Source organism: Lentisphaera profundi, assembly GCF_028728065.1.
In the GTDB taxonomy this organism is placed as follows: Bacteria; Verrucomicrobiota; Lentisphaeria; order Lentisphaerales; family Lentisphaeraceae; genus Lentisphaera; species Lentisphaera profundi.
In genome coordinates this window covers 628,209-654,031 of record NZ_CP117811.1, presented here as the reverse complement: position 1 = coordinate 654,031, position 25,823 = coordinate 628,209, and the positions used below count along the sequence as shown (strand labels likewise).

At 38.4% G+C, this 25,823-nt stretch carries 24 protein-coding genes and 1 pseudogene; 18 read left to right on the top strand and 7 right to left on the bottom strand.

The window, feature by feature from the left end:
* Positions 1 to 598: 598 nt before the first annotated feature.
* Positions 599 to 1,873 carry an integron integrase gene (locus PQO03_RS02785; protein ID WP_337993442.1) on the bottom strand — a complete coding sequence of 425 codons (1,275 nt, stop codon included), beginning with the start codon at positions 1,871 to 1,873 and terminating at the stop codon, positions 599 to 601.
* Positions 1,874 to 2,391: 518 nt separating this feature from the next.
* Between PQO03_RS02785 and PQO03_RS02780 the strand changes: the two genes are divergently transcribed.
* From PQO03_RS02780 to PQO03_RS02755, 6 genes and pseudogenes are all read left to right on the top strand, one after another.
* Positions 2,392 to 2,916, top strand: coding sequence for a hypothetical protein (locus tag PQO03_RS02780; protein ID WP_274150948.1), 525 nt, complete (start codon positions 2,392 to 2,394; stop codon positions 2,914 to 2,916).
* A gap of 141 nt (positions 2,917 to 3,057) precedes the next feature.
* Positions 3,058 to 3,432: a hypothetical protein gene (locus tag PQO03_RS02775; protein ID WP_274150395.1), complete on the top strand. Its 375-nt coding sequence runs from the start codon at positions 3,058 to 3,060 to the stop codon at positions 3,430 to 3,432.
* A 935-nt stretch (positions 3,433 to 4,367) separates the two neighbouring features.
* On the top strand, positions 4,368 to 4,562 hold the full coding sequence (locus PQO03_RS02770; protein WP_274150947.1) for a YwbE family protein: 195 nt from the start codon (positions 4,368 to 4,370) through the stop codon (positions 4,560 to 4,562).
* A gap of 86 nt (positions 4,563 to 4,648) precedes the next feature.
* Complete coding sequence (locus tag PQO03_RS02765) at positions 4,649 to 5,248, top strand: hypothetical protein (protein WP_274150946.1); 600 nt, start codon at positions 4,649 to 4,651, stop codon at positions 5,246 to 5,248.
* A gap of 130 nt (positions 5,249 to 5,378) precedes the next feature.
* Positions 5,379 to 5,657, top strand: coding sequence for a hypothetical protein (locus tag PQO03_RS02760; protein ID WP_274150945.1), 279 nt, complete (start codon positions 5,379 to 5,381; stop codon positions 5,655 to 5,657).
* Positions 5,658 to 5,715: 58 nt separating this feature from the next.
* Positions 5,716 to 6,665 (top strand): annotated as a pseudogene (locus PQO03_RS02755) (IS1595 family transposase).
* A gap of 171 nt (positions 6,666 to 6,836) precedes the next feature.
* On the opposite strand, the gene PQO03_RS02750 reads toward PQO03_RS02755, so the two are convergent.
* Entirely contained in the window at positions 6,837 to 8,282 is a 1,446-nt protein-coding gene (locus PQO03_RS02750) for a transposase (protein ID WP_274150944.1), read from the bottom strand.
* Positions 8,283 to 8,598: 316 nt separating this feature from the next.
* Here PQO03_RS02750 and PQO03_RS02745 point away from each other — a divergent pair, with 316 nt between their 5' ends.
* From PQO03_RS02745 to PQO03_RS02690, 12 genes are all read left to right on the top strand, one after another.
* Positions 8,599 to 8,793 (top strand): hypothetical protein, encoded by a 195-nt coding sequence (locus PQO03_RS02745; protein ID WP_274150943.1) that lies wholly within the window; start codon positions 8,599 to 8,601, stop codon positions 8,791 to 8,793.
* The gene (locus PQO03_RS02740; protein ID WP_274150942.1) at positions 8,790 to 9,239 is read left to right on the top strand and encodes a GyrI-like domain-containing protein; all 450 of its coding nucleotides are present in this window, start codon (positions 8,790 to 8,792) and stop codon (positions 9,237 to 9,239) included. Before PQO03_RS02745 ends, PQO03_RS02740 begins: the two co-directional genes overlap by 4 nt.
* 37 nt (positions 9,240 to 9,276) lie before the next feature.
* A complete protein-coding gene (locus PQO03_RS02735) occupies positions 9,277 to 9,792 on the top strand; it encodes a hypothetical protein (protein ID WP_274150941.1) in 516 nt (171 codons plus the stop codon).
* A gap of 49 nt (positions 9,793 to 9,841) precedes the next feature.
* Positions 9,842 to 10,618, top strand: a complete 777-nt coding sequence (locus tag PQO03_RS02730) for a phytanoyl-CoA dioxygenase family protein (RefSeq protein WP_274150940.1) — start codon at positions 9,842 to 9,844, stop codon at positions 10,616 to 10,618.
* Between the two features lie 69 nt (positions 10,619 to 10,687).
* Positions 10,688 to 11,659 carry a serine hydrolase gene (locus tag PQO03_RS02725; protein WP_274150939.1) on the top strand — a complete coding sequence of 324 codons (972 nt, stop codon included), beginning with the start codon at positions 10,688 to 10,690 and terminating at the stop codon, positions 11,657 to 11,659.
* Positions 11,660 to 11,687: 28 nt separating this feature from the next.
* Positions 11,688 to 12,095 carry a hypothetical protein gene (locus PQO03_RS02720; protein ID WP_274150938.1) on the top strand — a complete coding sequence of 136 codons (408 nt, stop codon included), beginning with the start codon at positions 11,688 to 11,690 and terminating at the stop codon, positions 12,093 to 12,095.
* Positions 12,096 to 12,121: 26 nt separating this feature from the next.
* Positions 12,122 to 12,475, top strand: a complete 354-nt coding sequence (locus tag PQO03_RS02715) for a DOPA 4,5-dioxygenase family protein (RefSeq protein ID WP_274150937.1) — start codon at positions 12,122 to 12,124, stop codon at positions 12,473 to 12,475.
* A gap of 82 nt (positions 12,476 to 12,557) precedes the next feature.
* On the top strand, positions 12,558 to 12,779 hold the full coding sequence (locus PQO03_RS02710; RefSeq protein ID WP_274150936.1) for a ribosomal protein L7/L12: 222 nt from the start codon (positions 12,558 to 12,560) through the stop codon (positions 12,777 to 12,779).
* A gap of 201 nt (positions 12,780 to 12,980) precedes the next feature.
* Complete coding sequence (locus PQO03_RS02705) at positions 12,981 to 13,388, top strand: hypothetical protein (RefSeq protein ID WP_274150935.1); 408 nt, start codon at positions 12,981 to 12,983, stop codon at positions 13,386 to 13,388.
* Between the two features lie 361 nt (positions 13,389 to 13,749).
* Positions 13,750 to 15,114 carry a Gfo/Idh/MocA family oxidoreductase gene (locus tag PQO03_RS02700; protein ID WP_337993444.1) on the top strand — a complete coding sequence of 455 codons (1,365 nt, stop codon included), beginning with the start codon at positions 13,750 to 13,752 and terminating at the stop codon, positions 15,112 to 15,114.
* Positions 15,114 to 16,193 (top strand): pyridoxal-phosphate-dependent aminotransferase family protein, encoded by a 1,080-nt coding sequence (locus tag PQO03_RS02695; RefSeq protein WP_274150934.1) that lies wholly within the window; start codon positions 15,114 to 15,116, stop codon positions 16,191 to 16,193. Before PQO03_RS02700 ends, PQO03_RS02695 begins: the two co-directional genes overlap by 1 nt.
* Positions 16,193 to 16,975, top strand: coding sequence for a LicD family protein (locus PQO03_RS02690; protein ID WP_274150933.1), 783 nt, complete (start codon positions 16,193 to 16,195; stop codon positions 16,973 to 16,975). Before PQO03_RS02695 ends, PQO03_RS02690 begins: the two co-directional genes overlap by 1 nt.
* Before the next feature lie 271 nt (positions 16,976 to 17,246).
* Here PQO03_RS02690 and secA read toward each other — a convergent pair whose 3' ends face one another.
* The 5 genes from secA to acs all read right to left on the bottom strand — a co-directional run bounded on the left by secA (position 17,247) and on the right by acs (position 25,819).
* Positions 17,247 to 20,285 carry a preprotein translocase subunit SecA gene (gene secA, locus PQO03_RS02685; protein ID WP_274150932.1) on the bottom strand — a complete coding sequence of 1,013 codons (3,039 nt, stop codon included), beginning with the start codon at positions 20,283 to 20,285 and terminating at the stop codon, positions 17,247 to 17,249.
* 66 nt (positions 20,286 to 20,351) lie between these two features.
* The gene (locus PQO03_RS02680; RefSeq protein WP_274150931.1) at positions 20,352 to 20,780 is read right to left on the bottom strand and encodes a hypothetical protein; all 429 of its coding nucleotides are present in this window, start codon (positions 20,778 to 20,780) and stop codon (positions 20,352 to 20,354) included.
* 164 nt (positions 20,781 to 20,944) lie between these two features.
* On the bottom strand, positions 20,945 to 21,922 hold the full coding sequence (locus tag PQO03_RS02675) for a hypothetical protein (protein WP_274150930.1): 978 nt from the start codon (positions 21,920 to 21,922) through the stop codon (positions 20,945 to 20,947).
* Between the two features lie 114 nt (positions 21,923 to 22,036).
* Complete coding sequence (locus PQO03_RS02670) at positions 22,037 to 23,758, bottom strand: Na+/H+ antiporter NhaC family protein (RefSeq protein WP_274150929.1); 1,722 nt, start codon at positions 23,756 to 23,758, stop codon at positions 22,037 to 22,039.
* Between the two features lie 102 nt (positions 23,759 to 23,860).
* Positions 23,861 to 25,819, bottom strand: coding sequence for an acetate--CoA ligase (acs, locus tag PQO03_RS02665; protein WP_274150928.1), 1,959 nt, complete (start codon positions 25,817 to 25,819; stop codon positions 23,861 to 23,863).
* Between the last annotated feature and the right edge of the window lie 4 nt (positions 25,820 to 25,823).

Sequence of the window (25,823 nt, the reverse complement as noted above, 5' to 3'; positions counted from 1 at the left end):
AAAATACAATTTCGCCTAGTCCGCCTAAGCTACATCACCTGGGACCGCGGGCGTCTCGACCGCATACCCCCTCCTTGGGTACGCCAAGCACCTGCTTGGCATCACCTCCAAAACTAACTCCGTTTATTTCACCCCCCCGCCCTGGGTACGCCGAGCACCTGCTTGGCATCTCCTCCAAAACTTCATGATTTATTTTCATCCGCCCACTGTGGCAAGCGTAAGCCACTCTTAAGCGAAATATGATCTTCTTTTACCCGGGACCGCGGGCGTCTCGCCCGCCTAAGCTACATCCACGACTACTCCTAAATTTACTCGCCCGCGAGCGTCTCGCCCGCACTTTTCCTGGCTACGCCGAGCACCAAATCGTCCTTAACTTTTGCTTACAAGCAATGTTGCCTTTAATTTATCTCTATTATTCAGTAATAAGCTAAATAATATCAATCCGCTCCACTAGCTTTACTCTTGCCGATATAATTAAAACAGATCTATTAAGCTAAGGAATGAACTTATCTATCGGGAGGCGGATTTTAAAAACACAACATAATTATACTCGACGAGTAGCTGATCGCCATCAGTTCTCATGCGGAGCCTGTCTTGCTCATAAATCATCTAAAGGACTTTGCGTCCCCGACTGATTCAAATTAAGTACATGCGTATAAATTTGCGTCGTACTTATATCCTCATGACCAAGTAATTCCTGAATCGTCCTCAAGTCCGTCCCTCGCTCCAAAAGATGAGTCGCAAAACTATGCCTCAAAGTATGTACTGTACAGCGTTTTTTTATCCCAAGTTCATGACACTTTGCTTTCAACACACGACTCAATCCCGTACCAGATAAATGATGTCTTCTTATTGTTTTAACTTCGCACATGGGATCAATACTTAATATCGGTGAAGGGAACAACCAAAACCACTTCCATTCCTTAGCTGCTGACGGATACTTCCTCACTAAGGCATTCGGCAAGTAAACTCCTTCCACACCTTCGCTTCGGTCTTTCTCATAAAGTTTTCTTATTTCACATATATGAACGTTAATTTCACTCTCCAAGTTCTTGCTTAACAAAGTTTGTCGATCTTTATCCCCTTTACCTGCACGTATATTCAGCGCCCCTCTTTTAAAGTCTATGTCCTTTATCCTTAAACGCAGGCATTCATTTTTCCTTAATCCGCCACCATAAATCAACTTCATCATTAGTTTTTCTTGACCGAGAGTCGCATCAATCAAACATCTCACTTCTTCAATATCTAACACTACTGGCAAGCGCTCACTTTTTTTAGAACGAAAACTTCCGCTAATATCTCCTAGATCCTTTTGAAACACATATTTAAACAATGACACCAACGCACACAAAGCCTGATTCTGAGTCGACGCCGCAACATTATGCCTCAGTGTTAAATAGGATAAGAAATCTCGCACTTTTTCTGTTTCCTGATACCCCTCAGCACTATGCGCTAAGTAACGTTTCGTCCAAGAAACATAAGCCCTTATCGTTCTTAGTGATTTTTGCTGAAGTCGCAACGCTCTCTCAAAATTATTTAAATACTCGACCTTTTCCACATCAAAAGCTACTGAAAGCTTTTCTAAACGAATTTCTTCATTACTCTGCCAAGAACTTTCTTCCGATTTCCCTTCCGAGCGCCAATACCAGTAATACTTCACTGCCTCTTCGGCTTGTTGGATTTGCCACTCTTCAGCACGGCCAAACAAACTTCTTAAGTAAGCATTCAAACTAATCTGATCATAAGGTTCACTACCATTTCTTCGACAGAACTCACTATATTGAGCTACCCGCTTAAGATAGTACTCCACGTACTTTTCATGAATCCCTTTTTGATTAAGTAAAAAATTCTTAAAAATTTGCATGTTCGACATCACTAATCCTCTTTCTTTCCGTTAAAGAACTAAATGACCAAAACTCAATAATCACAAGTATTTATTAGCTTTTATATAATATCAAATAGCATGTAAGACTCGAATAACGGTATTATGTGACCGGCTCATAACCCCTGATTTACGACATTATTTGACTTCATAGAAAATTAACAAAAACCTGAGAAATCGACCCGAATAATACAATCCCCGACTTATACAACCGGATCATAACCCTTGATTTACGACATTATTTGACGTAATAACAAGTACCCACAACAAACAAAAATTTGAACTTTGAGTTTATAATCATTAAATCCACCCTACATTTAACAACATCAAAATTAAACAAAAACTTGGGCCCCCAGAATAAAACGACCGGCTCATATAACCATGTTGGACGAAAATATGCCCACTGTAGACCAAGCGAAGCTTAAATGGGGAAGTCGGAGGGTAAACGTGCTGCAACGATTGGGCTGGCGTGCAGGACTGACCAAGAAAACGAGAAGATTAGATAAAGAATGAAGAATTACCTGAGTAACTTTCTTCTTTTCGGCTCGCTCGTTTTCATTTGCGTGGGGTCAATCATTGCATACATGGTATATGATTTCTTCAATACCGTCTCCGAGGACCAGGAAAAATGGGCGTCGCGAAAAAAGATTGTAGCAACCGGCCAGATTGACCCGCTGGAGGCCAAAGTCGTTCGCAAGCGATATGAGAAAACCAAACGTACCACGGGAATTGGGGTGAAGAAACGAACCAAGATAGACCGTGACTACTGGGTAGATATGGAAGTCGCTACGATCGGTCCTGTTACCAGGGGAGTTACAGGCATCGTCTATGAGAGGATCTCCGAAGGTCAGAGCATCCAGGTATATCCTATCGATGGGGTCTATGTCATACCCGCCTTCGATACTGGCGACGACAAGTCAACACTCTTTAAGTGGATCTTCCTGTGCTTATCGTCGCTACCATTGCTGGCAGGGCTTTTGGGGGTGTGCTTTGCCGTCGGAATGAAGGTACGGCAGCGACCGGCCGGTCCGTGAACGCGAAACAGGTCGCTGGTTGAGGCAAGAATTGTATCCCTGACAAGACGCAAATGACAACACCAACCATTAGCTGCTCGCGAACGGCGGGTACGCCGTCCGAGAGCTAGACGTTAGGGTATAAAAATAAAAAGCATAAACATGAATATAATATTAGTACTCATAATCGTCATAGGCATACCAATATTGCTGTTATTCATACAAGGTAAAAGAGACTCTAATCAAGAGTATAAAAGACCTTTACCATTATCTGATCAACAAACAAAGATAACCTGCCCTGATAATCTAAAAGAAATTATTGTAAGCATCGAACCTATTTCACATATATTCCCTCTAAAAACAGGTGAAACATTTACACTTATTGCAAAAAATGTGGGATCAGACTTTTACTGGGATATAGAAACATTAGAAGACCAAAATGTAGTTGTATATCCAGAACCAGGCTATGATGAAGTCGACGTATATCTCAACCAAAAATTAATTGGGGATTCATGGGAAGGTGTCTTTGATACTTGACCAAACATCAACAAAAAACTTAGATCTAAGATGGGGGAACCCTAACCATGAGCTGCAGAGGAATTTCTTCGCTTCGCTCGAAATCCCTAATCTCGGTCGTTCTGTAGGAATAATAAAAAAGATTTTTAAAGCAAACGAAGTAGAAAACGAAATACGATTATCAATCTGTATTTAGCCTCTTAAATCACCATGAATTACGCAGCTGACTTGGATCACAAACTCAGACAAATGCGAAGTCAGCAATAGTCCTATAGAAATGAAAAAATTAAAAGAAAATAGAAAAATACAGAACCAGTAACTGGAGTTGATACTTTCGTTATGAGTCACAATTTAAATAGAAAGTACAAACTCAGTTTAGACGTTAGCTAATAATAAAATGAAAAAAAGCATATTACTCTTACTCTCTACAATCACGTTCACCATTAGTTCGCAACTATGTGATAGATGGCATATGTGCATGATGGGACATATGCATCATCCTCCATACAATATAATTGATTGGTGTAACGATTCATTAATTATTATATCCGCAATCACAATTCTATTTTTAGCCTTGAAATTTAACAAGATCACAAGAAACACACTAATAACTTTAATAACAATTTCCTTAATTATAAAAACAGGAATGACTCTTTTTTATTATTTCCATTATGTAGTTTTTTTGGCTATCAATACAATGGCTATCTTTCAAATAATAAATCAAAAGAAAAATCAAAATCAAAACCAAAGCTAACCATGAGCTGCAGTGAAGATTTTCGCTTAGGCTCAAACCTCACTAATCTCGGTCGTTCTGTAAATAGCACTAAAAAACAGGGAATAATCATTTCCTTAGTAAAGCATGTAATCAATCTGCTAATATTGAAAAAAAAATCACCGCAAGTATAAATTGTATTCTCTGCAGTTCGACAATTACAGTTTCAAAAAAAGGACATAAAATGGATGGTAGGAATCGTTCCAATATAGAATCAGGTTTAGAAGTTAAAATTGTCCTAAAAAGAGATCAAAGATCAGGTGATCTCACAGAAGGAATTATCCAAGATATATTGACTAATTCATCTTTTCATCCACATGGTATCAAAGTTCGTCTGGAAAGTGGAGAGGTCGGAAGAGTAAAAGAAATCTCAGACTAAAAGAAAAACACTAAGCATGAGCTGCAGAGCAATGTCTTCGGCTTGCTCCGCGAAAATCTCAATCCCCTAAAACAGATAGGTTTACTATGTACCAACCCACATTTGAATGTTTACATTGCAGACACAATGTAAATGTAACAGAAGACTTATTAGGAAATAAAATTAATTGCCCGAGTTGTGAACAATTAATCAAAATTCCAAAGTTTTTACGCATCAAAGAAGTCGAAGCGGAATTACTTAATTCTGAAAGAAGACCGGCGGTGAAAAAAGTTCCCACGAAAATCAAAGACGATGCAGATACTCCCCCAGTAAAAAATGAGAGCACAACTGAATATGTTAAGCTTATTGGTTTGCCACTTAAAAAAAATAATTATATCCAATTACAATCGTTTATTATATTAGCATTACTAAGCTTAGGCTTATATGCAGCTTTTAGTGCTCAAGAAACAATACTTTCATTTAAAAGTTCTTCTGTGAAATTAGTTTCATTCATACTGATACCTCTCGAAATTATTGAATCTATTTATGCTTTAAAAAACAAAACTTTTCATGTCAATGAATCCGATGAAGTTAGATATTCCATTGAGTTACAAAAGAAAGGCACTACATATCTTGCAATCGCTATACTAGCCATCTTAGTGATTTTTGGCTTAGCTATTAGGCAAACAAATATGCTAAATGACTAGCTCAACTATAAGAAATCGCTGAGCTCGTAGTCCCTCGAAATGGACCTTAATTTAAGTAAAACTTGAATTCAGCAGTATAGATTCCCTGCTGATTACCCTCCCCCATTTTTAGAATAGAAAAACTACTCCCATGAAAACACTCATTGCACTCTTTACTTTAATTCTGTTTACTTTCTCTTGTGATTCAAACTTGGACTATAGTGATAAACCTGGCTATGATATGGGCAAAGAAATTGCTGAAATCATCATAAGTTCACGTACTCAAGATCGAAGTGAAGATTCACAAGATCCAGCGATAACATTCAATCGTGATGATGCTATCACTATGCTTAAAATAATAAATGATGAAATGATTATTGATGAAAAAGTTTTTCCAAAAGAATTCACGATTAACCAGTTAAGAGTGTAAAACTTGATATAGCTATTTTTTAGTAGCATATTAATTACATCTAATAAGGAGATGTATTATGCCTAAGAATAAAGTTCAGTTTCAAGTTGGAGTTAGCTTTCCAGAATTCATCAAAACTTTTGGAACCGAAGAACAATGTAGTGCTTACCTGGAAAGCTGTAAGTGGCCTAATGGCTTTAAATGTGACACATGCGATAGTGATAAGTATTATCGCTATAAATCAGGAAGCCGCACAATCTTTCAATGTAAAGCCTGCCGTAAAAACCATCGCTTAACAGCGGGTACTTTATTTCATCGAACGAAAGTTCCCCTCCAGAAATGGTTCTTAGCTCTCCATCAAATAAGTCAATCAAAGAACAGTGTTTCAGCATTAGAATTACACCGTCACATTGATGTGAACTATAAAACTGCTTGGTTAATAAAGCAGAAATTATGCAGATGATGTATGAGCAGGACAGTAAGTATAAACTTAAAGGCTTGGTTGAAATAGACGATGCTTACCTAGGCGGTCGACTGGAAGGAGGTAAACGAGGTAGAGGTTCAGAAAATAAGTCTCCATTTATAGCTGCCGTAGAAACTAACGAAAATCGGAATCCAGTTTTTGTTAAACTGAGTCCTGTATCGGGTTTTTCTTATGAAGTTATTAAACAATGGGCTATAGATAATCTTGAGGAGAACTGTGATACAATTTCAGATGGACTTAGAGGTTTCAGTGCCTTAAAAGAAGTAAGTAATCATAGCGTTTTAGTTGCTAGTAAAGCAAAAAAAGAAGAAATAGAAAGTACTTTTAAATGGGTCAATACAATTTTAAGTAACATCAAAACCTCAATTTCGGGGACTTTCCACTCTTTAAAATTCGATAAATATGGTTTCAGGTACCTTGCTGATTTACAGTTTAGGCTCAATAGAAGATTTGACCTCAGGAAAATGTTTTTTGGCTTAATATCTAAAGCTATGGCTACATCACAGAAACCTGTTAAATATCTTAATACATCGTTAACTGGTTAATCGTGAAAGAATTTCTTAATCTCAGGGATATTTATAGCGCTTTAGATGCTGAAAATCAAGAGGCCTACCAACAAGGATTTATGGACTATCTAAACCAGGAGCAATAATCGTTGTATGACTCAGATAGGACTTTATACTTAATATGATCATAGCAGGATGCACTCCGACATTCTATGCGGCGACCTCAACCTCTATTTGACATAATAACTGGCAGATCCTTTCCAAGTTGAATCCTATGGCGCTTATGAGAGTTTCTTGACGAACCCTCTTTAAGCCACAAACGGTAAATCGCTCAAGGTTGTGATAGTTCTTCAGCTTTGAAATACCTGCTTCGGAAATTGATCGGATATTTCTCGCAAGTTGGTAGTTTTCACTCTCATAAATATCTTCTCCTAAGAGCTTCTTTCCCTTTGAGCCACTAACACTGACTAATGTCGCCCCTTTTTCGATGGCATCATCTAAATTGGCGGCAGAGCTATATCCGTCATCCACACTGATCATCATTGCGGTCTCGCCCGTCATCTTTTTATTTTCATCAAGGCAATTACTGAAGGCCTTGCTGTCACTAGTATTTCCAGATTCTAGGGTGAATGATGTCAGAAAACCATTGGCACTAAAGGCGAAATTTGGTCGGTAGCCAAATACGGTTTCTCGACCACCCTTTTTAATAAATGCTGCATCATTATCACTCATGCTGTAAATTTTCCGTGCCGTCTTCGTATCGTAGTCCTTAGGAGCCATGTTGAAGCGATGTTCAACCATCAAAACTTTATCTATGAAGCGAGATAGACATTCGTCAATCATCAGAACTTTGGCACTTTCACAGTGTTGTTTAATTTGAGGAAGAGTCTTCTCCAGGCGAATAATAAATTTTCGGCACCTCGGTAAAAGTTCTTGCGTATAAAACTTTTGCCTCATTTTTCTTGCTCCTTTTTTTCCTTTAAGCATAGAGATCTCGAAATCCAGTTTACTCATATAATCACAGTAATTTTGCAGGCGTTTGAGAGGGATCTTTCTGCGCTCAACACAGGGAAGCTGATCATGAACGTCACTGATATTTTTCATCATTTTACAACTAAGGTTCTTTAGTAATTGACTATCGACAGGCCACGCTGAATCGGCCTTAATGGCTGTAGAATCAATAATCACTGCTGAAAAATCATCCAGGCCACACTCCTTAACGCAGTTCAAAATAGCTTGATGAAAAAGATTAAGGGTCTTCTCAGAAAGAGCAGAGACTTGTTCATGAATCGTATTGCGTGAAGGGAAGCTTCCTATGCCCAAGCGCCCAATAAACTGCTGCAAGGAACTATTCTCACATAGCATACTATAGCCTCGTTCACCGTAACAATTATCATAAAAGTGACGGGCTATGAACAACGCCACCACCAATTCAGCTGGGGGGTGTTTTTGGGTAGAGCTGTTTTTAAACTCGCGGTTTCTAGTGGCGGCTCTATCTTTACTCAACTGAAGTTGATCATCTTCAATTGCCTTTTTGATCTCTTGAAATTCAGGACGAAGTATGATTTGCCCCGCAATCTTCAATGGTCCGCATAAAATTCCTATAGTTTGCCGTAATTCCTCGATGAAATATTCGGGAAAAAGAGTATCGTACATTGAAAGTCCCACTTGCTGTTATTGTCGGTGTAAGCTACTACAATATAGGCGATTAAGTGGGATTTTTTATTGGAAATTATAACTTTAAGCTATTTTTTAATAGCACTTGAGAATGATCTGTCGGAGTGCATCTAGCAGGATCTCACTTTCATTTATCGACCATGATAATCATTTGATTTCACTATTCATAAAACACACCACTTAAAAGTCTCATAACATCGTGGGTTTCGTATTTGGGCTATGTTTAAGTCTATCTTCTGCTTATATGTTAACTGAATATACATACTAAATTAAAAACATACTCACAGGAATCCTCATGGATTATACCCAAGAAAAATCAGAACTACTCATTTTCGAATCTCCTTTCCCTAAACAAAAAAAAGAGAAAATGGATTCCAAGATCAAAGAGATGGAAGCCAAAGGCTGGAATTTCATCTCATCAAAACCAGTTAAAGTCAAAAAGAATAGTCGCAATGTCGGTGGTGCGCTTCAACTCATTTTTAAAAAATGAAAGAAGTTTACTTTGAAAAAAGAACTATTTACGGTTTAAAAGCACGTACTAATAATGCCAATGAATTTTCTACTGACAAAGGCCTTATTGCACCACTTTGGAAAACTTTTAATGATTCCATTACAGTAGATTATACCAATGGTGCACGAGTCTTTGGGCTTTACTGCGATTATGAATCTGACCATAGTAAGGACTATACTGTTTTTGTGGGGACAGATCAGAACTATGCTCAAAGTACAATTGCATTAGAAAGTAGAGAAATCCCAAGTGCGAATTATTTACTTTTCGAGGCTCAGGGAGATATGCCACAAACGCTTATTGATACGTGGACAATCATTTGGGAATATTTTTCAAAGGCTGACTGTTTCCATCAACGTTTGTACTCTACTGATTTTGAATTTTATACGAGCTCGACAAGTATTGAGATTTATATCTCAATCAAATAACAAACTCAACACTAAGCTAGAACCTAGGTCTATTACAATGAAAACTATCGCCATCATATTTGTCCTATCTTTATCTGTCAGTGCAGGTATACGTGAATGGTCAGTGAAAGATTTAAATAGTAATCATTCAAATATCACTACGGCTCTCATAGTAGAAGTTCTTGATTTTAAAATCGATAATTACATTTTAAATGAAAAAGTCATACCTCAAAAATTGGCCTACAAATATTACCGTGACTTAGATTATAGTGACTACGTAGCTCCTAAAGGTAATACTGATAGCATTCCTATGATTTATATGAATATGACGATTAAAATGAAAATTATGACTCCCCTCATAAGTAGCGATAAAACTCCTCAAGTTCTAGAGTATAAATTTAATGATCTCATGGACTCAATGTGTCCTCATTATTTAACGATTATGGGTCAGAAAAAGATAAATGGCATTCTCATTTCTAGTCAATCTTTAAGTTCTAAAAAGTTAGACTTCACAGGACTGGAGATGAGTAATTTGAAAGTTTTAAAAGCTGTATTAAAAAAACAAAAGCAATGATTGAACCCGAGTCATTTTTCATTATCACGCAGCTTTCGTGTACGATATTATGAACACCCTATTTCAAGAATATAAGGAAAAAGGGTTCTTAGTCATTAAAGATTTTTTTAATGATGATGAAATATCTAATTTTACTTCACATATAGATCCCATATACAACAATTGGCGTATAGAAAACAAGAGTGAAATCACTCAAGAAAAACTAGTTAACATGCATTCCTTGAGTGATCCAAAATATTTCTCAAAAACACCCAAATCTAGAATTGATTTTTTTAATGCGATTTGTCCCCGTAAATTGGTAAATCACTTAAGAATGATATTTGGTGAAGATATTTTCTTTAACAATACACAAGTGTTTTTTAACCCAGACGCTGAAGACAAGAAGCCTTACTGGCATCGTGATTTACAGTACAGTCCCATTAGTGTAGCAGATCAAAAGAATGAGATGCATAATATACTTGCGCTCCATGTACGAATACCTTTGCTTGCGGAAAAAGGTTTGGAGTTAATTCCTGGAAGTCATCAGCGCTGGGATACTGACTTAGAAAATAAAGTTCGTTATCAACAAGATGGTTTCAGCAGTGATTTCAACTTAGCTGATTCAAAGTTAATAGATTTAAATATTGGTGATATGATCATCTTTAGTGCTCAAATCCTGCATAAAGGCGTATATGACTTAAGCACAGAAAGAAAAGCTCTGGATATTTGTTTTGGTAATATGCACCCATTGATTTCGCAGTATATAAATCCACGAGTCTTACCTTCAAATGAAGAATTCAAAAAAATCAAAAACAAGCAATGGTATCACTACAAAGGAACTAGCTAAGTTTTTATCATAAAGACTAACTTTTCTTTGTACAAACATCTTTTAATTCATTTTCATATAGGAAAACAAATGAAATACATCAGCGTTTTATTTACATTAGCTATCATCACACTCCCTCTTTTTGGGGATGACACCGTTCCCATCAGTGGCAAAAAAAGTAAGAAAATCGAACTCATTGATGAAGTCATGCTTAAATTTCTGAAGCAAATCAATAATTGTACTACCGCATCTATTAGCGTAAGTAAAAAAAATCGCACCATAGTTTCACGTAGCTATGGCTGGCTTGATGAAGCTAAAACTAAGCCCGCACCTGAGAATGTAATAATTGGTATCGCGAGCTGTGAAAAACCGATTACAAAAGCCGCTATAAAATACTTCTTCAAGAAAAAAAGAATTGACTTAGATTCTTCTTTATTAGATCTATTAAAAATCAAAGCACCCACACAAAATTATGATAAGCGGATTCACGACATTACAATTAATCATATCTTAGATCATAAAGCAGGATGGGGTGCAGATCCTTTATCAAAAATTCCGAGAAAAATCAAAGTTCATAACTTAGCAATTGATGAGCAGTTAAGCCATGTCTTATCCAAGTCCCTAGTCACGAAGCCCGGCAGCAAAGATGCCTACTGTAATTTTGGCTATGATTTAATGAGGTACATACTAACTAGCCTATCAAAATCGTCTCCCGAACAGTTTTTCATCACCAGTTTACCCCGTGTTGATAATGATTTTTATTCATACTTGAATCCTATTAATAATAAAAATATTGTTTGGAATATTGAGACTGGCGGACCTATTTCGGCCTCTAGCTCCACTCTCTGTAGCTTCATGGATCAATTTTGGTTAACTGGCGAAGAAAGAAAAAGTGGTCGTCCTACTTGGGTTATGTATGGTAGCTTAGATGGATCAACGGCTATTATGGATTGGAGATCGGATGGCTATAACGTTGCCATTTTGTTCAATAGTCGTGGGGGAGTCACACATGATCAAATTCGAGATAAAGTGAACGCTACACTCAATTTAATCTATAAATAAACACCTAAAAAGAGAGTGTTTTACTAAAATGAAATATGAACTCTTAGCGATTTATAAATGGCGCCCGAGTTTAGGGGGTCTATTTTTGATGCTGCTAGGAACTTACGATATCATGAAAAGTGAAGACTATCACATGAATATCTTCTTCATTATTCTTGCAAACTATATCATAATCATGTATTCAAAAATCTATCAATCTGAACACGGTAGACTCCTTTCATTAGAAGATCTACGATTAAGGAAAGTAATAAAAAATCAGCCAAAAAATAGACTCACCAGAATTATTCAAGAATTGATTCTCATGAGCTTTTCCACCTTATTGTTTTATATGTTTACAGAAGTGGACCCTGAAGGAATTTTAACTTACTTATTGATTTTATATATCCTCTATGGCATACTGAAAACAGCCAATTTTAATACTAATATAAATCCTTAAGCTAAATCTCTTTAGTGAAGTAAAAAATGAATCAATTGCACACACCCACGAATATCCACAAAGCCTACCATGCTCATATCTATTTTGATGACTTGAGTGAGCCTCTTGCCGCAGATATATATCAAAAAATTGTTAGTGAATTTGATTTTGACTTAGGGCGCTTTCATAAAAAAGCTATTGGTCCACATACAAAGTGGATGTTCCAAGTACCCTTTACTCATAGAGACTTTGATCATTTCATCACTTGGCTTGAACAAAATCGAGATGATTTATCGATTTTGATTCATCCTTTAACTGGAGATAATCTTGAAGATCATAGCAAGTACGCCTCCTGGTTGGGCTCTCCTGTAGACCTTGATCTAAGGCTTTTCAAAAAATAATATTAACTCGGAATTATAGAAGGAATTCTAAGTTCTCAAATCACTAAGCCCACTCATCAAACAAAATAAAAAGAGATTATAAATGATCGTATTATATATCATCCTAGGAATTCTTGCTTTAGTTTTCATACTCAAAGTAGCCGCAAATTCTTCTAACATTGAAACCCCTGATAATGTCACTGAAGAAGATGTAAAACAGTTCATGAGAGATGGGAAAAAGATTCATGCCATAAAATGCTACCGACAAATCACTGGTATGGGACTAAAGGATGCAAAAGATGCAGTGGAGAGAATGGAACTCTAATTAGTTTCTACTAATTCTGCCCTATACATCTTCTTATCAGTCGAATTCGATCCAACGATTCCTCATAAGCTAATAAAATGCTGATTTTCACAAAAGTTCCGAAAATACTGAACTTTAAAAAATGCGCCATGATATCTATAAATACATAATAATGAAATCTCTGATCTCGACCCTTATGTAAACCAAGGAAAATTACAATAAATGAATCCCTCAAATACAATACGCATCTATCAGGATGATCATTATGCAAAACATATTGGACAAGTGATTGGAGGAACTCAGTTCTTCTTAACTACTCCATTTATTCCTGCTACTAGTGATAACAAAGGTTCGCAGTTTATAGCCTTGTATTTATTCGATTCTTCAGGAAAATTTATTGGTGCTAAAATTGATGATTTAGGTCCTAGAGAATCATTAGATACAGAACAAGCCGATTCATTATATGAACTGTTTTTAAACCGCTTAAATACTCCTAGCTTTTGTGATATTGAAATCGAAGCGTTTCAAATAGAAAAACATGGAATTACATTTGGTCTATTCCAAAGTCAAGACACAGATAAAAAGCTTGTATTACAGCCTGGTAATTACATGAGCTTCCCCACTCCATAGACGAGCTAAAAGCATAGAACCCCAATTGAATTAGGGTGGAGCCCTTTCATTCGATTTAATAATCACAGAACTCATTAACTCAAAAAAACAGGCTTAATTTTAGTTATTATTATTGAATCTGTAGCTATTTATCCATATATATATATATCTGTAGATTATAGTGATTTCGTTTGGCCAAAATCATCATATGGAGATAGTTTGAAGCTCATAGTTCAAGCTGAAGCTTAGCTAAAATAAGTCTTGAAGTAGTGAAGTTGGAGAAGCGATCATTAGCTTTTTCAATAAGAGCTTCCTTAATAAGGTAAATGGTTTCACCAGAGGCTCGCTACAAAATAAAGTTAATCGTTATACGGGATAAGTTATTAATACTAAAAAAACAATTATTACATATGGAACATTCGATATGTTTCATCAAGGTCATCTGAGACTACTGGAGCGCGCAAAGGCATTAGGAGACTACCTGATAGTAGGTGTCACTGACGAAAACTATGACCGTTCGCGTGGCAAGCTAAATGTTGTCGAAAATACAGAGACGCGCATGGAGGCCATTAAGGCTTTAGATTTTGTTGATAAGGTTATTCTCGAAACATCTAAAAAGCAAAAAGCTGAAGACATGGTGAAATACAATGTTGATATTTTTGCCATTGGCGATGATTGGATCGGTACATTTGACTACCTTAATGAATTCACGCATGTGGAGTACCTGGCTCGTACAAAAGGTATATCTAGCACCTTACTAAGACAAAATAACTTTGACATAATTGAGCTTGGCATTGTCGGCCTTGGTAGTGATACAACTGCTTTTATCGACGAAGCGACACATGTTCCAAACCTGAACATCAAGCGTATTTATTCCCCCGACTTAGCGGCTTTAAAGCAATACACCGAAAAAAGTACTCACATTGATTATGGCCATGATAATTACGATGATTTTTTAGATACTGACATTGTTGCCGTTTATATTGATACCACTTTAGAACAACATTACCCACTGATTAAAAAAGCCTTAATGGCTAAGAAACATGTCTTGTGTGAAAACCCTCTCGCCTTGCATAAAAGTGAATTACGAGAGTTACTTTCTTTAGCCAAAAAAGAAGAAGTCTTACTCCTTTCAGCACTGCGTACTGCCTTTTTACCGGCCTTCAATCAGCTCTTAAGCGAATTAGATAAAGGCTTGATTGGCGATGTTAAAGAAGTCCGTGCTACTCGTACTACACTCTATAAAGAAAAGGATTATCCCGACAACTTTATGGCTCAAGGGGCAACCAATATTTTATCTTCTTACCCCTCTTTACTCGTCAATAAAATTTTAGGAAAAAGTAAAGACATCACATTTTTTGATCAGGGTACTGAAGGTTACGATGTTTCTAATCTAATTATTAGTAAACATAAAGGCGGCGCCATTGGTATATCAAATGTCGCAACTGGAATAAAATCAGAAGGAGATGCGGTTATTTCTGGCACCAAAGGTTATGTGTATATCCCTGAACCGTGGTGGATAACTAAGCAATTTCATGTGCGCTTTGAAGACGAACATAAAAGTCAAACTTTTAAATATGAATTTGATGGTTGCGGACTGCGCTACATGATTGCCGAATTCGCCTCACTTATACAACGTGGGGAACGCAAATCTCAGATGTTATCACCGCAAGATATGATCAGCATTAATCGAGTTTTATTAGAGTATAATGAAAGAAAATTCAAAGAATTGAAAGAGGCAGAATAATGATTTATGAAGACTACGCTATTTTTACTCCTGGCCCTGTAAAAATGTCTGACGAAATCCTACAAGTAGGTGCACAGCAAACGCCCTACTTTAGAAATCAGCAATTCTCTGATATCACTTTCTCTTGCGAAAAAGATCTTTTGGAAATGGTGAATGCTCCCGAGGGTTCAAAAGTTATTTTCTTAACCGCGTCTGGTACTGCTGGTCTAGAAGCTACTGTGATGAACCTCCTTAACCAGGAAGATAATGCTCTCGTTGTTAATGGCGGTGGATTTGGTGCTCGCTTTGTAAATATCTGTGCCACGCATGGAATACCACACAGTAATTTCAAAGTAAAAAACACCGACCTTAGTGATATTGAAACTTTAGCTCCCAAGGGAAATTTCAATAGCTTAATTGTCAATGCTCATGAAACATCTGTTGGTCACCTCTATGACCTCGATGCTATGGGTGATTACGCACTTAAAAATGATATGCTCTATATTGTAGATGCCATATCTATGTTAGTGACGGATCCTTTAGATATGCAAAAATCAAATATTGATCTTGTCATTGCCAGCTCACAGAAAGGCTTAGCCTTGCCACCTGGACTTACGATGGTTATACTCGCTCCTAAAGCACTCGAAAAACTACATGATATCAATTCTTTATACTTTAATTTTAAAGACTATTTAAAGAACGGTGAAAGAGGACAAACTCCCTATACACCTGCAGTGACAATTATGTTGCAACTTAAGGCTCGACTTGATCAAATAAATAGACGTGGTGGTATCGAGCAAAGTATCGCTAAAGCAAAAGAAGTTGCTCGCTATTTTAGAAATAGTATTAAAGCCCTGCCTTTAAAAGAATACACAGCCTACATGCCCAATGCAATGACCACTCTCAGTCCCACGGATGGAAAATCGGCAATGGATATCGTCAATGCCTTAGAAAGCGATTATAAAGTCATGGTGTGCCCTAATGGTGGAGCTGAACGTGATATTGTTTTTCGGGTCTCCCACATGGGTGAAATGACTAAGCATTATACGGATATACTCATCAATGCACTTCATGACTATTATGGTGTAGCGAGAAACTAATGATCGACCCCGAAGTTTTACGTAAAGCGCAATTAATTATGCTTGATATGCTCATTGAGTTTGATGCACTATGTAAAAAACACGAATTACGGTATTGGTTAGATTCGGGTAGCTTATTAGGTGCAGTTCGTCATCAGGGTTTTATCCCTTGGGATGATGACATCGATTTATCTATGCCGCTCGAGGATTACAATAAGTTCTTACTGATAGCCGAAAGTGAACTTTCGGATGAGATATTTTTTCAAACTTCTCAAAGCGATCCCAGCTTCAAATTTGATTATATTAAACTACGCTCCAAGAAAGCTGAAATTGTCGAATTTCACGAAAAGGATCAAGCTATAAAATACCATCAAGGTATTTTTGTAGATATTTTCCCCATGCTCGCTATAGAAAATAGCGAGGCCAATGAAAAACTCTACGATAGAACACTTGCTGAGATCCGAGATGTATCGGCGATTAGCCTGCATACACCAAAAGGGACAAATAATCCCGTCAAAAGAGCCGCTTTAATCGCCTCTTTAAAAGAACAACACCTAGGATGGCAGAACACTCAGTCGAAAGTTATCTATGGTGGCGAAATGCCCGACGTAGCAGCTTCTTTTGAGTTCAAAGAAGTTTTCCCTCTGTCGACATTAGAGTTTGAAGGCTTAAGTTTTCCGACTCCCAAAAATCCCAGTCATTATCTGAATGCTATCTATAGTTTTGATTACAGGCAAGTCCCACCACCTCATCAACGTATAATTCATGCCCACAGTATAGATTTTAACGATTACCTACAATAAAGGGCATAATGGCTTCGTATACGAGAAGGACGCTGTCCCTCTCGAGCTCTCCCTGTAAGGATTTGCCAATCCTTAACCAGGCGATCAGGGGCTGAGCCCCGTTTTATGGGTAATCTTATAAATTTTTCTTAGGACAACTATCCATCAACAGGCCATTCCTAAATACATGAATGCCCTACAGACTACAATCATTTTAACAAAAAATATTGTTCGCTGTACACAAAAAAAGCGGTGAAGTGATCACCGCTTTTTTTATGTCGTCTAAGGCTTATTAGCCGTGGCAGACTTTATATTTTTTACCTGAACCACATGGGCAAGGATCATTGGGGCGAACTTTGGGGCTTTCACGCTCTATAGGCTTGCGCACTGGAGGTGCATCAATGAATTCAGGAGCTTGATTCTGAGCATCCATTTGCATCATATCTTCAATAGATACTGCTTCTGGACTCACTTCCTGCTCTTGCATTAATTTAAGTTGCTGAATAAGGTTCTCAAACTCAACATCTTGAGCTGATTGCTGCGTCTGTGGAATATTGTGAAGCATTTCTTCAATAGACTCTAATGAAACTGCTGTACGGAACATATTTGTTAGAATCTGCTGAGAAATATCATCTTCGAGTTCTGTGAAGAGGTGGAAGGCTTGTTGCTTGTATTCGATAAGGGGATCTTTTTGTGCGATTCCCGCAAATTGAACATTTTGGCGTAAGCTATCCATTGCTCTAAGATGCTTAATCCACAATTCATCAAGTGCACTGAGCATAATGTTTCTTTGGAGGTACTTAGCGCGCTCAGGATCTTCTTGACCTTCTTTTTCTTCGTAAGCACTAATAACACGCTTAATGATCAGATCTGCTAAAGGCGCAATCTCGAGCGGTTGCTCAAAATTAAAAGCAGCTAAGTCAAAATCTAGTGGAAAAGTTGTCCCTAACCACTGCTCAAGTTTTTCACGATCAACGCGGTATGCACCACGACGGCCCGTTGAAAAAACGTGAATTTGATCTTCTATCGTATTATTCAGAATATCATAGAGACGGATTTTAGGATCATCAGAAACTAAAATATCTTTACGTAGCTCATAAATAATTTCACGTTGCTTATTCATCACATCATCATATTCGAGGGTACGCTTACGGATCATAAAGTTTTGATTTTCAACTTTCTTTTGAGCATTTTCGATCATCATCGTAGCCATGCGGCCTTCAATACTCTCGTCTTCATCCATGCCCATTTTCATACGATCGAGAATACCCGTCATACGATCCGCAAAGAGACGCAATAAATCATCTTCGAAACTAACATAGAAAACACTTGAGCCGGGATCACCCTGACGTGCACAACGACCACGGAGCTGACGGTCAATACGACGAGAATCATGGCGCGTTGCACCGAGCACATGGAGTCCACCTAATTCAACAACTTCTTCAGTCAGTTTAATATCGGTACCACGACCAGCCATATTGGTTGCGATCGTTATCGCACCACGTTGACCGGCATTCGTAATAATTTCTGCTTCTTCCTGGTGACGGCGAGCATTTAAAACGCGGTGAGGAATTTTTTCCATGCGTAAGAAGCGACTGAGAATCTCTGAAACTTCAACTGTAGGAGTACCAATAAGAATGGGACGTCCCAAACCGTTGACTTCTTTAACTTCAGCAACAATAGCTTTGTATTTACCCTTCATGGTAACAAAAACGCGATCTTCGACATCATTACGGACACAAGGACGGTTTGTCGGCATATCTACCACGTCTAAGGCATAAATATCTTTAAATTCTTTTGCTTCAGTTACGGCTGTACCTGTCATACCACCGAGTTTGTCGTAAAGACGGAAGTAATTCTGAATTGTAATGGTTGCCAAAGTTTGAGTTTCACGTTCAATACGTACATTCTCTTTAGCCTCTAAGGCTTGGTGTAAACCCTCCGAGAAACGACGTCCTGCCATAGCACGACCCGTATTTTCATCGACAATGACTACGCGTTCTTCACCATTATCATCGGGTGCAACAATGTAATGAATATCTTTGATGTATAAGCAGTAAGCTTTGAGTAACTGAGATATGTTGTGCATCTCTTCAATTTTTTGCTCGTATTGATCCTGAGCCTCACGCTTTTTCTCGATTTTCTGAGAATCATCATATTCTGTATTAGAATCAATTTCCTGTAGAAGTTCGAGGATATCTGGAATTACGTAAGCATCGGGATCATCAGGCGCCATAAAGGTACGCCCCTTATCAGAAAGGTCAGCATCATTTTGACGTTCGTTAATAACGAAATAAAGCTCATTTTTAACTTCTTGAAGAACAGATTTATTGGCATCAGAGTTGATAAACAGCTCTTTCTTTTCCACTGCGCGACGTACATCATTATCTTCGAGGATACGAATAACTTGCTCGTTTCTAGGCATACCCATACGAACTTTACAGATATCGAAAATAACATCATCAAATTCATCTGAATCTTTGACTGCCGATTTTAATTTTTCTCGAGCCTCGATGATCAGTTTATTACAAATCGCCACTTGCTCTTTAAAAACACGACTCACATAAGGATTAAAAATGTCAAATTTGTGTGTTGATTCGGCTACTGGACCCGAAATAATCAGTGGCGTTCTTGCTTCATCAATTAAGATTGAGTCAATTTCATCAATAATAACGAAGAAATGATCGCGTTGAACGAGTTCTTCTTTAGACATTGCCATACCCATATCACGGAGGTAATCGAAACCAAATTCCGAGTTGGTACCATAAGTGATATCACACTTGTATTGCTCGCCCCGGATGTCGGGGGGCATCATACTTTGGATACAACCAACACTCAAACCCAAGTAGCGAAAAATAGCACCAATCCATTCCGAGTCACGTTTCGCTAAGTAATCATTTGTCGTTACTAACTGACAATTCTTACCTGTAAGTGCATTGAGGTATAAAGGTAAACTTGCAGTGAGAGTTTTACCCTCACCAGTCATCATTTCGGAGATGCCACCATTGTGAATAATCATACCGCCCATAAGCTGCACGTCGAAAGGAACCATGTTCCAAATTTCGCTTTTATCCATGTAGGTAACTTCTTGACCACAGAGGCGGCGACAAGTATTTTTAACGGTTGCAAAGGCTTCAACCATGAGGTCATTTAGTTCTTCGCCTTTTGCTAAGCGATCACGAAATTCCTGAGTTTTTGCTTTGAGTTGTTCTTCACTTAGGTTCTGGTATTCTTTTTCTTTTGCGTTAATCGCATCAACGTCGGGTTGCATGCGTTTAACAAAACGTTCGTTAGACGAACCAAATAATTTTTTTAAAATAGGGGCAATCATTTTAAATCCTGATTGTAATGATGATAATAAAAATGGGGGATTGAGCCGTAGCTCTAAAGTGGTGCTTTAAGCACAAATAGTAGAAAGACTAGCTTCCTCATCATCATACAAGACTAATTGACTTGTTTGAATGAATCCCATTGTCATCGGGCTAAGTTGAGGTGCTTGATAATGATTATTGAGGCTACCGGCTTCATTTAGAAGTACAGTGGCATCTTTTTGAAGATCTTGGTAGAAGTCAGTAAGGCCTTGTTTCTTTTCAAGAATATTGAAGCGCAGACCATTGAGGTTCGACTGTTTATCCTTGGTAACTAAGATTGCTCTTAGACGATTGCCTTGCTGTTGTTTTTCAATGCGCAAAACCCCTTCTTTCATCAAACGGTAAGATGTCTTCGGACTGAGCTGTAGCTCACCGTGGACAAAATCCGCATCGATATCATTCATCGCATTTACGGCGAGAACAACGAGGAGTAAAACTTTTAAATTTTTAGGCATCAGAAACTTCTTTAATTAACAATCGCTCAAGATAGGTAAGTTCAAGGGGAAATCAATCCTTTGCAAAGCTTTATTACATGAGTTTCCATAAGAAAAGCCGGCACATATGCACCGGCTTTACTGAGCTTAGACTCAAGCTTAAACTTGTTTTAAAACTGAAGGCTTTATTTTTTCTCTTTTTCAGCTTTCTCATGATTGTGATGATGACGCTTATGCGACCACTTTTTCTTCATCTGTTCACGCATGGACTTGAGGCTCTCTACCGACACTCTTAGTGACATATCTAGCGAACTATCGGAGATTGAAGTTTTTAAAGAATCTGCCGACATTTTCATCTCTGGCTTTGCCAGCATAAAACCAGACATCATTTTCACAAAACTTTCTACACCAAGTAGATCCTCTTTTTTAGACATAGATAAGCTACCTTCAATCAGGAAATCTTCATCGTAAGTCACCTTAGCAAAATGACCTGTGTAGGTTTGCATCATCGGGTGAGCTATTTCTACTTTTCCCTGAGGTTTATGTACTGCAAACATCAATGTATCTGCATTTTTATTTAACTCACTCTGGAAGAAACTTTGTGAGAGCATTGAGCCGGCCTCACTAAGTGCCAGAACCTTTTTGACCGTTTCAATTTCTCCTGCGACCCATTGGGTAGGAGAAATCTGAGCGTAACAATATTTACGCTGTTTAACAGGTACAATATAAGCTGTTTTTCCTGCGACTTGAGATTTCTGAAAATCTAAACGGTTTTTACCTGCTGCTTTCCTCGCTTTGTACTTCTCTTCCATTTTCATTAAATCAGGGGCTGTTTTGTACTCAATAAACATTAACCATTGACGAATCCTTTCGACTTGTGCCTCAGGAGTTCTCGTTTTTTTCAATTTAATAAATTCAGATAGATTTGCGGTAAAAGCAAAACTTTTCATGTTTTTAAAGTCAATACCCACTTCTTTACACCACTGCATCTTGGGATTATCTGCATACTTGGATTCCATGCACTGCATCACCATCGGGATGGAAGTAATTGACTCGGGCTGAGCCGAAAATATATAATCAAAATTCTTGGGACTAAACCTAAGGGCTAAAGGCTCTGCTAAGAGCGCAAAGTAAAAAAAGAAACTCAGTAAAAAAAACTTCATAAACCATCCTATTGTTATTTGATAGCTATAAGCCTATGCGAGGGAAGTATATAAATCAAGAAATAAATGGCTACACAAGTGAAAAACTAGTTTTTAATGAGTTCAAAATTGATTTTAGATGAAAAATGCCAAACAAATAAACCAAGTTACGCAAGCTAGCCCTGCGGCAAATAAAGCTTGGGGAGCCTGACTTTTCACGTGATCCATTAAATCACAGCCCGTACTCATCGAGCTCAAAACTGTGGTATCGGAAACCGGGGAGCACTGATCACCAAAGACAGAGCCATCCATGACACAGGCAAAGCAAATCGTCATAAAGAACATTGCGGACTCCGCAGGGATCGCTCCACTATTGGCAATCGACCACGCTAGCGGCATTGCCAATGGAAAGACGACCGCATAAGTCCCCCAACTCGAACCCGTTGAAAAAGCAATGATAATTGAAATAATAAAAAGAATGAAGGGCAAGACCATATAGGAAATATCTCCACCCATAATTTCAACTAAATAAGTTCCTGCACCTGCTCCTTTACTTACTTCACCCGTAACAAAAGCCATTAATAAGACAATGGAGCCACCAAGTACTCCCTTCATCCCTCCAATTGCGGCTTTAACGGTTTCCTGAATTTCCATGCCTTTCAAAACAGCCATAATTATCGATAGGGCAAAAGCTAAACCAAAGGCCAACAAAATATCTGGAGAGTCATAAACAACATAAGTCCCAATTGCCACTCCCAATAAAGTAAATAAGGGTAAGAGGAACTCACTCACATGCGGGGTGTAATCAGTGGGCATGCCTACACTTTGAAATTCATCTACACCCAAGGGCTCTGAATCGGGCGCATCGAGTTCACCTGTCTCTCGCGAGCGTTTCATTGCTGCTTTCAAGCGTTTACCAATAAACCAGGGCTTCTCTACACTGAGCATAAAAGTTCCGAATACAGCAAAAATGGCATAAAAACAAAAGGGAACTGATTTGAAAAAGAAATCGATACGGTCTAACTCAGTGGCTAAAAAAGCGACTCCAGGAACATAGATAAAGGCTTGTACATAGCCTGGCCAAGCATTAAATGCTAACTGAGATGCAATAGGCGAAGACGTCGAATCAACGATATAAGAAAGTTCTTCGTGGGAAATATTTTCTTTATCCGCTACCGGCTTTACGGAAGTCCCCACTAATACGGAAGAAATGGTTCCACCCTGAAAGAAAACAACCCCTAAACCCCAAGCGACTAGCTTAGCTGATCGCGGGCCCTTAACAAATTTTTCTGTCATGAAATTGGCAAATGCGAGGGAGGCACCTGTACGCTGCCAAATCCCCAGTAAACCCCCTAATAACCACAAGTAAAGAACGAGGGTTTTTGCTGGACTTTTTTGTCCCAACATCTCCACTGTGTACTCAGGAAAATGGTAGGCTCCAATCATAATGGCACCACAAGCAGCTCCCGTTGTTAATGAAATGATGGGTTCACGGGTAAAGAAGCATAAGACGATTGCTGCTAAGGCAGGCAACAAACTAAAGAAATTAAAGTGTTTAGCTGTTTTAAACTGAAAAAATGAAATTTTATCGCCATCAATTTTTTTCACAAATTGCTCTTCAGGCAATTGATCGCGTGCAATATCTTGAGTAAAGGGACTCTCGGCCCACAAAACTGAGTCTTCTAAAAGGACCTGCTTTTTCTTGTAAACGTAATACGCTTGCCCCTCTTCATTCGTTTCATACTGGAGTTTAATTTCCTGAATCGCTATATCAGGTTTCGAATACTTGCTCACGCCTAAGGCAAGAAGGAGAAAAAATACGATTAGAATCGCCTCGAACATTGTTTTTTTCTTCATGAATGACTTTCCTTAAGCTTAATAATTATTACTTGAAACTGCATTTCTAGAACTGTATCAGCGCACAAAAAAGCCTCGCCAATGGCGAGGCTTTTTCCTTACTTAAACTTTTGCGGAAGCCGCAAGTTTTTTGAGTGCAGCAATATCCTCAATAGTACTTAAATCGCCCTCAATATCACGGCCTGCAGCAATCTCTTTCAAGACGCGGCGCATGATTTTTCCAGAACGAGTTTTTGGCAATGCATCGGCAAAGTGAATTTGATCTGGACGAGCAAAAGCCCCGATCTCACCTGCGATGAATTTTTTGAGTATGACTTTATCGTCTTCACTCTGAGTGAAGCCGTTATTAACAATCACATAAGCGGCAATGCCTTCACCCTTGAGATCATGCTCAAAACCAACAACCGCAGCTTCTGCTACAGATGGGTGAGCGACTAAGCAGCTCTCTAGCTCCATAGTGGATAAACGGTGACCAGAAACATTGATCACATCATCAATACGACCCAAAATAGTGATATAACCATTTTTGTCTTTTACCGCACCATCACCTGCGAGGTAATAACCTTGCTCGGCAAAACGACTCCAGTAAACTTCTTTAAAACGATCAAGATCACCCCAAATATTAGTGAGCATTGAAGGCCAAGGCTTACGAATTACGAGCAAGCCACCTTTGCCATCAGGAACTTCATTACCTTTTTCATCAACAATGGCCGCATCGACACCAAAGAATGGCGTTGTTGCACAACCTGGACGAGTAGAAGTCACACCTGGTAAAGGAGTAATCATGATCGCACCAGTTTCAGTTTGCCACCAAGTATCAACAATAGGACAACGTGAGGCACCAATTTTCTCATGATACCACATCCATGCTTCTGGATTAATCGGTTCACCCACTGTACCTAAAAGGCGTAGTGAAGAAATATCGTGTTTTTCAACGTGTTCATTTCCCCATTTCATGAAAGCGCGAATAGCTGTTGGAGCCGTATAGAAAATAGTTACTTTATGTTTTTCGATCACATCCCAGAAACGATCGAAGTCAGGGAAGTTTGGCGCCCCTTCATACATCACAATCGTAGCACCATTGAGTAAAGGACCATAAACGAGGTAACTGTGACCAGTAATCCATCCTACATCTGCAGTACACCAATAAACATCACTGTCTTTCATATCGAAAATATATTTGGTCGTCGTGTGAGTCCCTACCATGTAACCAGCAGTTGAATGCTGGACACCCTTAGGCTTACCCGTTGAACCCGAAGTATAAAGGAGGAAAAGTGGATCCTGTGACTTCATGGTTTCCGCTTCGAAAGCCGTGCCTTCAGCAGGATAAATATCATTCCAATAAATATCGCGTCCAGATTTCATCTCATGATCAACTTCAGCACGTTGAACAACAATACAAGTTTTCACAATATCAGTCTGGTTGATAGCATCATCAACAATTTTCTTCAGCCCGAGAGTCTTACCACGACGCCAGCCACCATCAGCAGTAATGACCACCGCAGATTCAGCATCTTTTACACGATCTAAAATTGCGCCTGAAGAGAAGCCACCAAAAATTACTGAGTGAATCGCACCAATTCTAGCACATGCTAAAACTGAGATCATTAATTCTGGAACCATGGGTAGATAAATTGTAACGCGATCGCCTTTTTTAACGCCCTGTTCACGCAACATTGCAGCCGCACGGCAAACGCGATCGTGAAGTTGTTCGTAAGTCAATTCTAAAGTATCACCTGGCTCACCTTCCCAGATCAAAGCTTTTTTAGTACGTCGTTCGGTCTCTAAGTGACGGTCTAAGCAATTTTCTGTAATATTGAGTTCTGCGCCATCAAACCATTTGGCCACGGGAGCATCATCCCAGTTAATCACTTGGTCCCATTTTTTCTTCCATGTAAAATCTTCGGCGATGTCGCCCCAAAATTTCTCAGGACTTCTAATTGACTCCATGTACATGGCGTCATACTGACCTTTAGATTTTATGTGTGCCTGCTCAATGAACTCAAATGTTGGTTCAAAAAGCCTATCTTCCTGCATCGTTACTTCAATATCGTTACTCATAAGT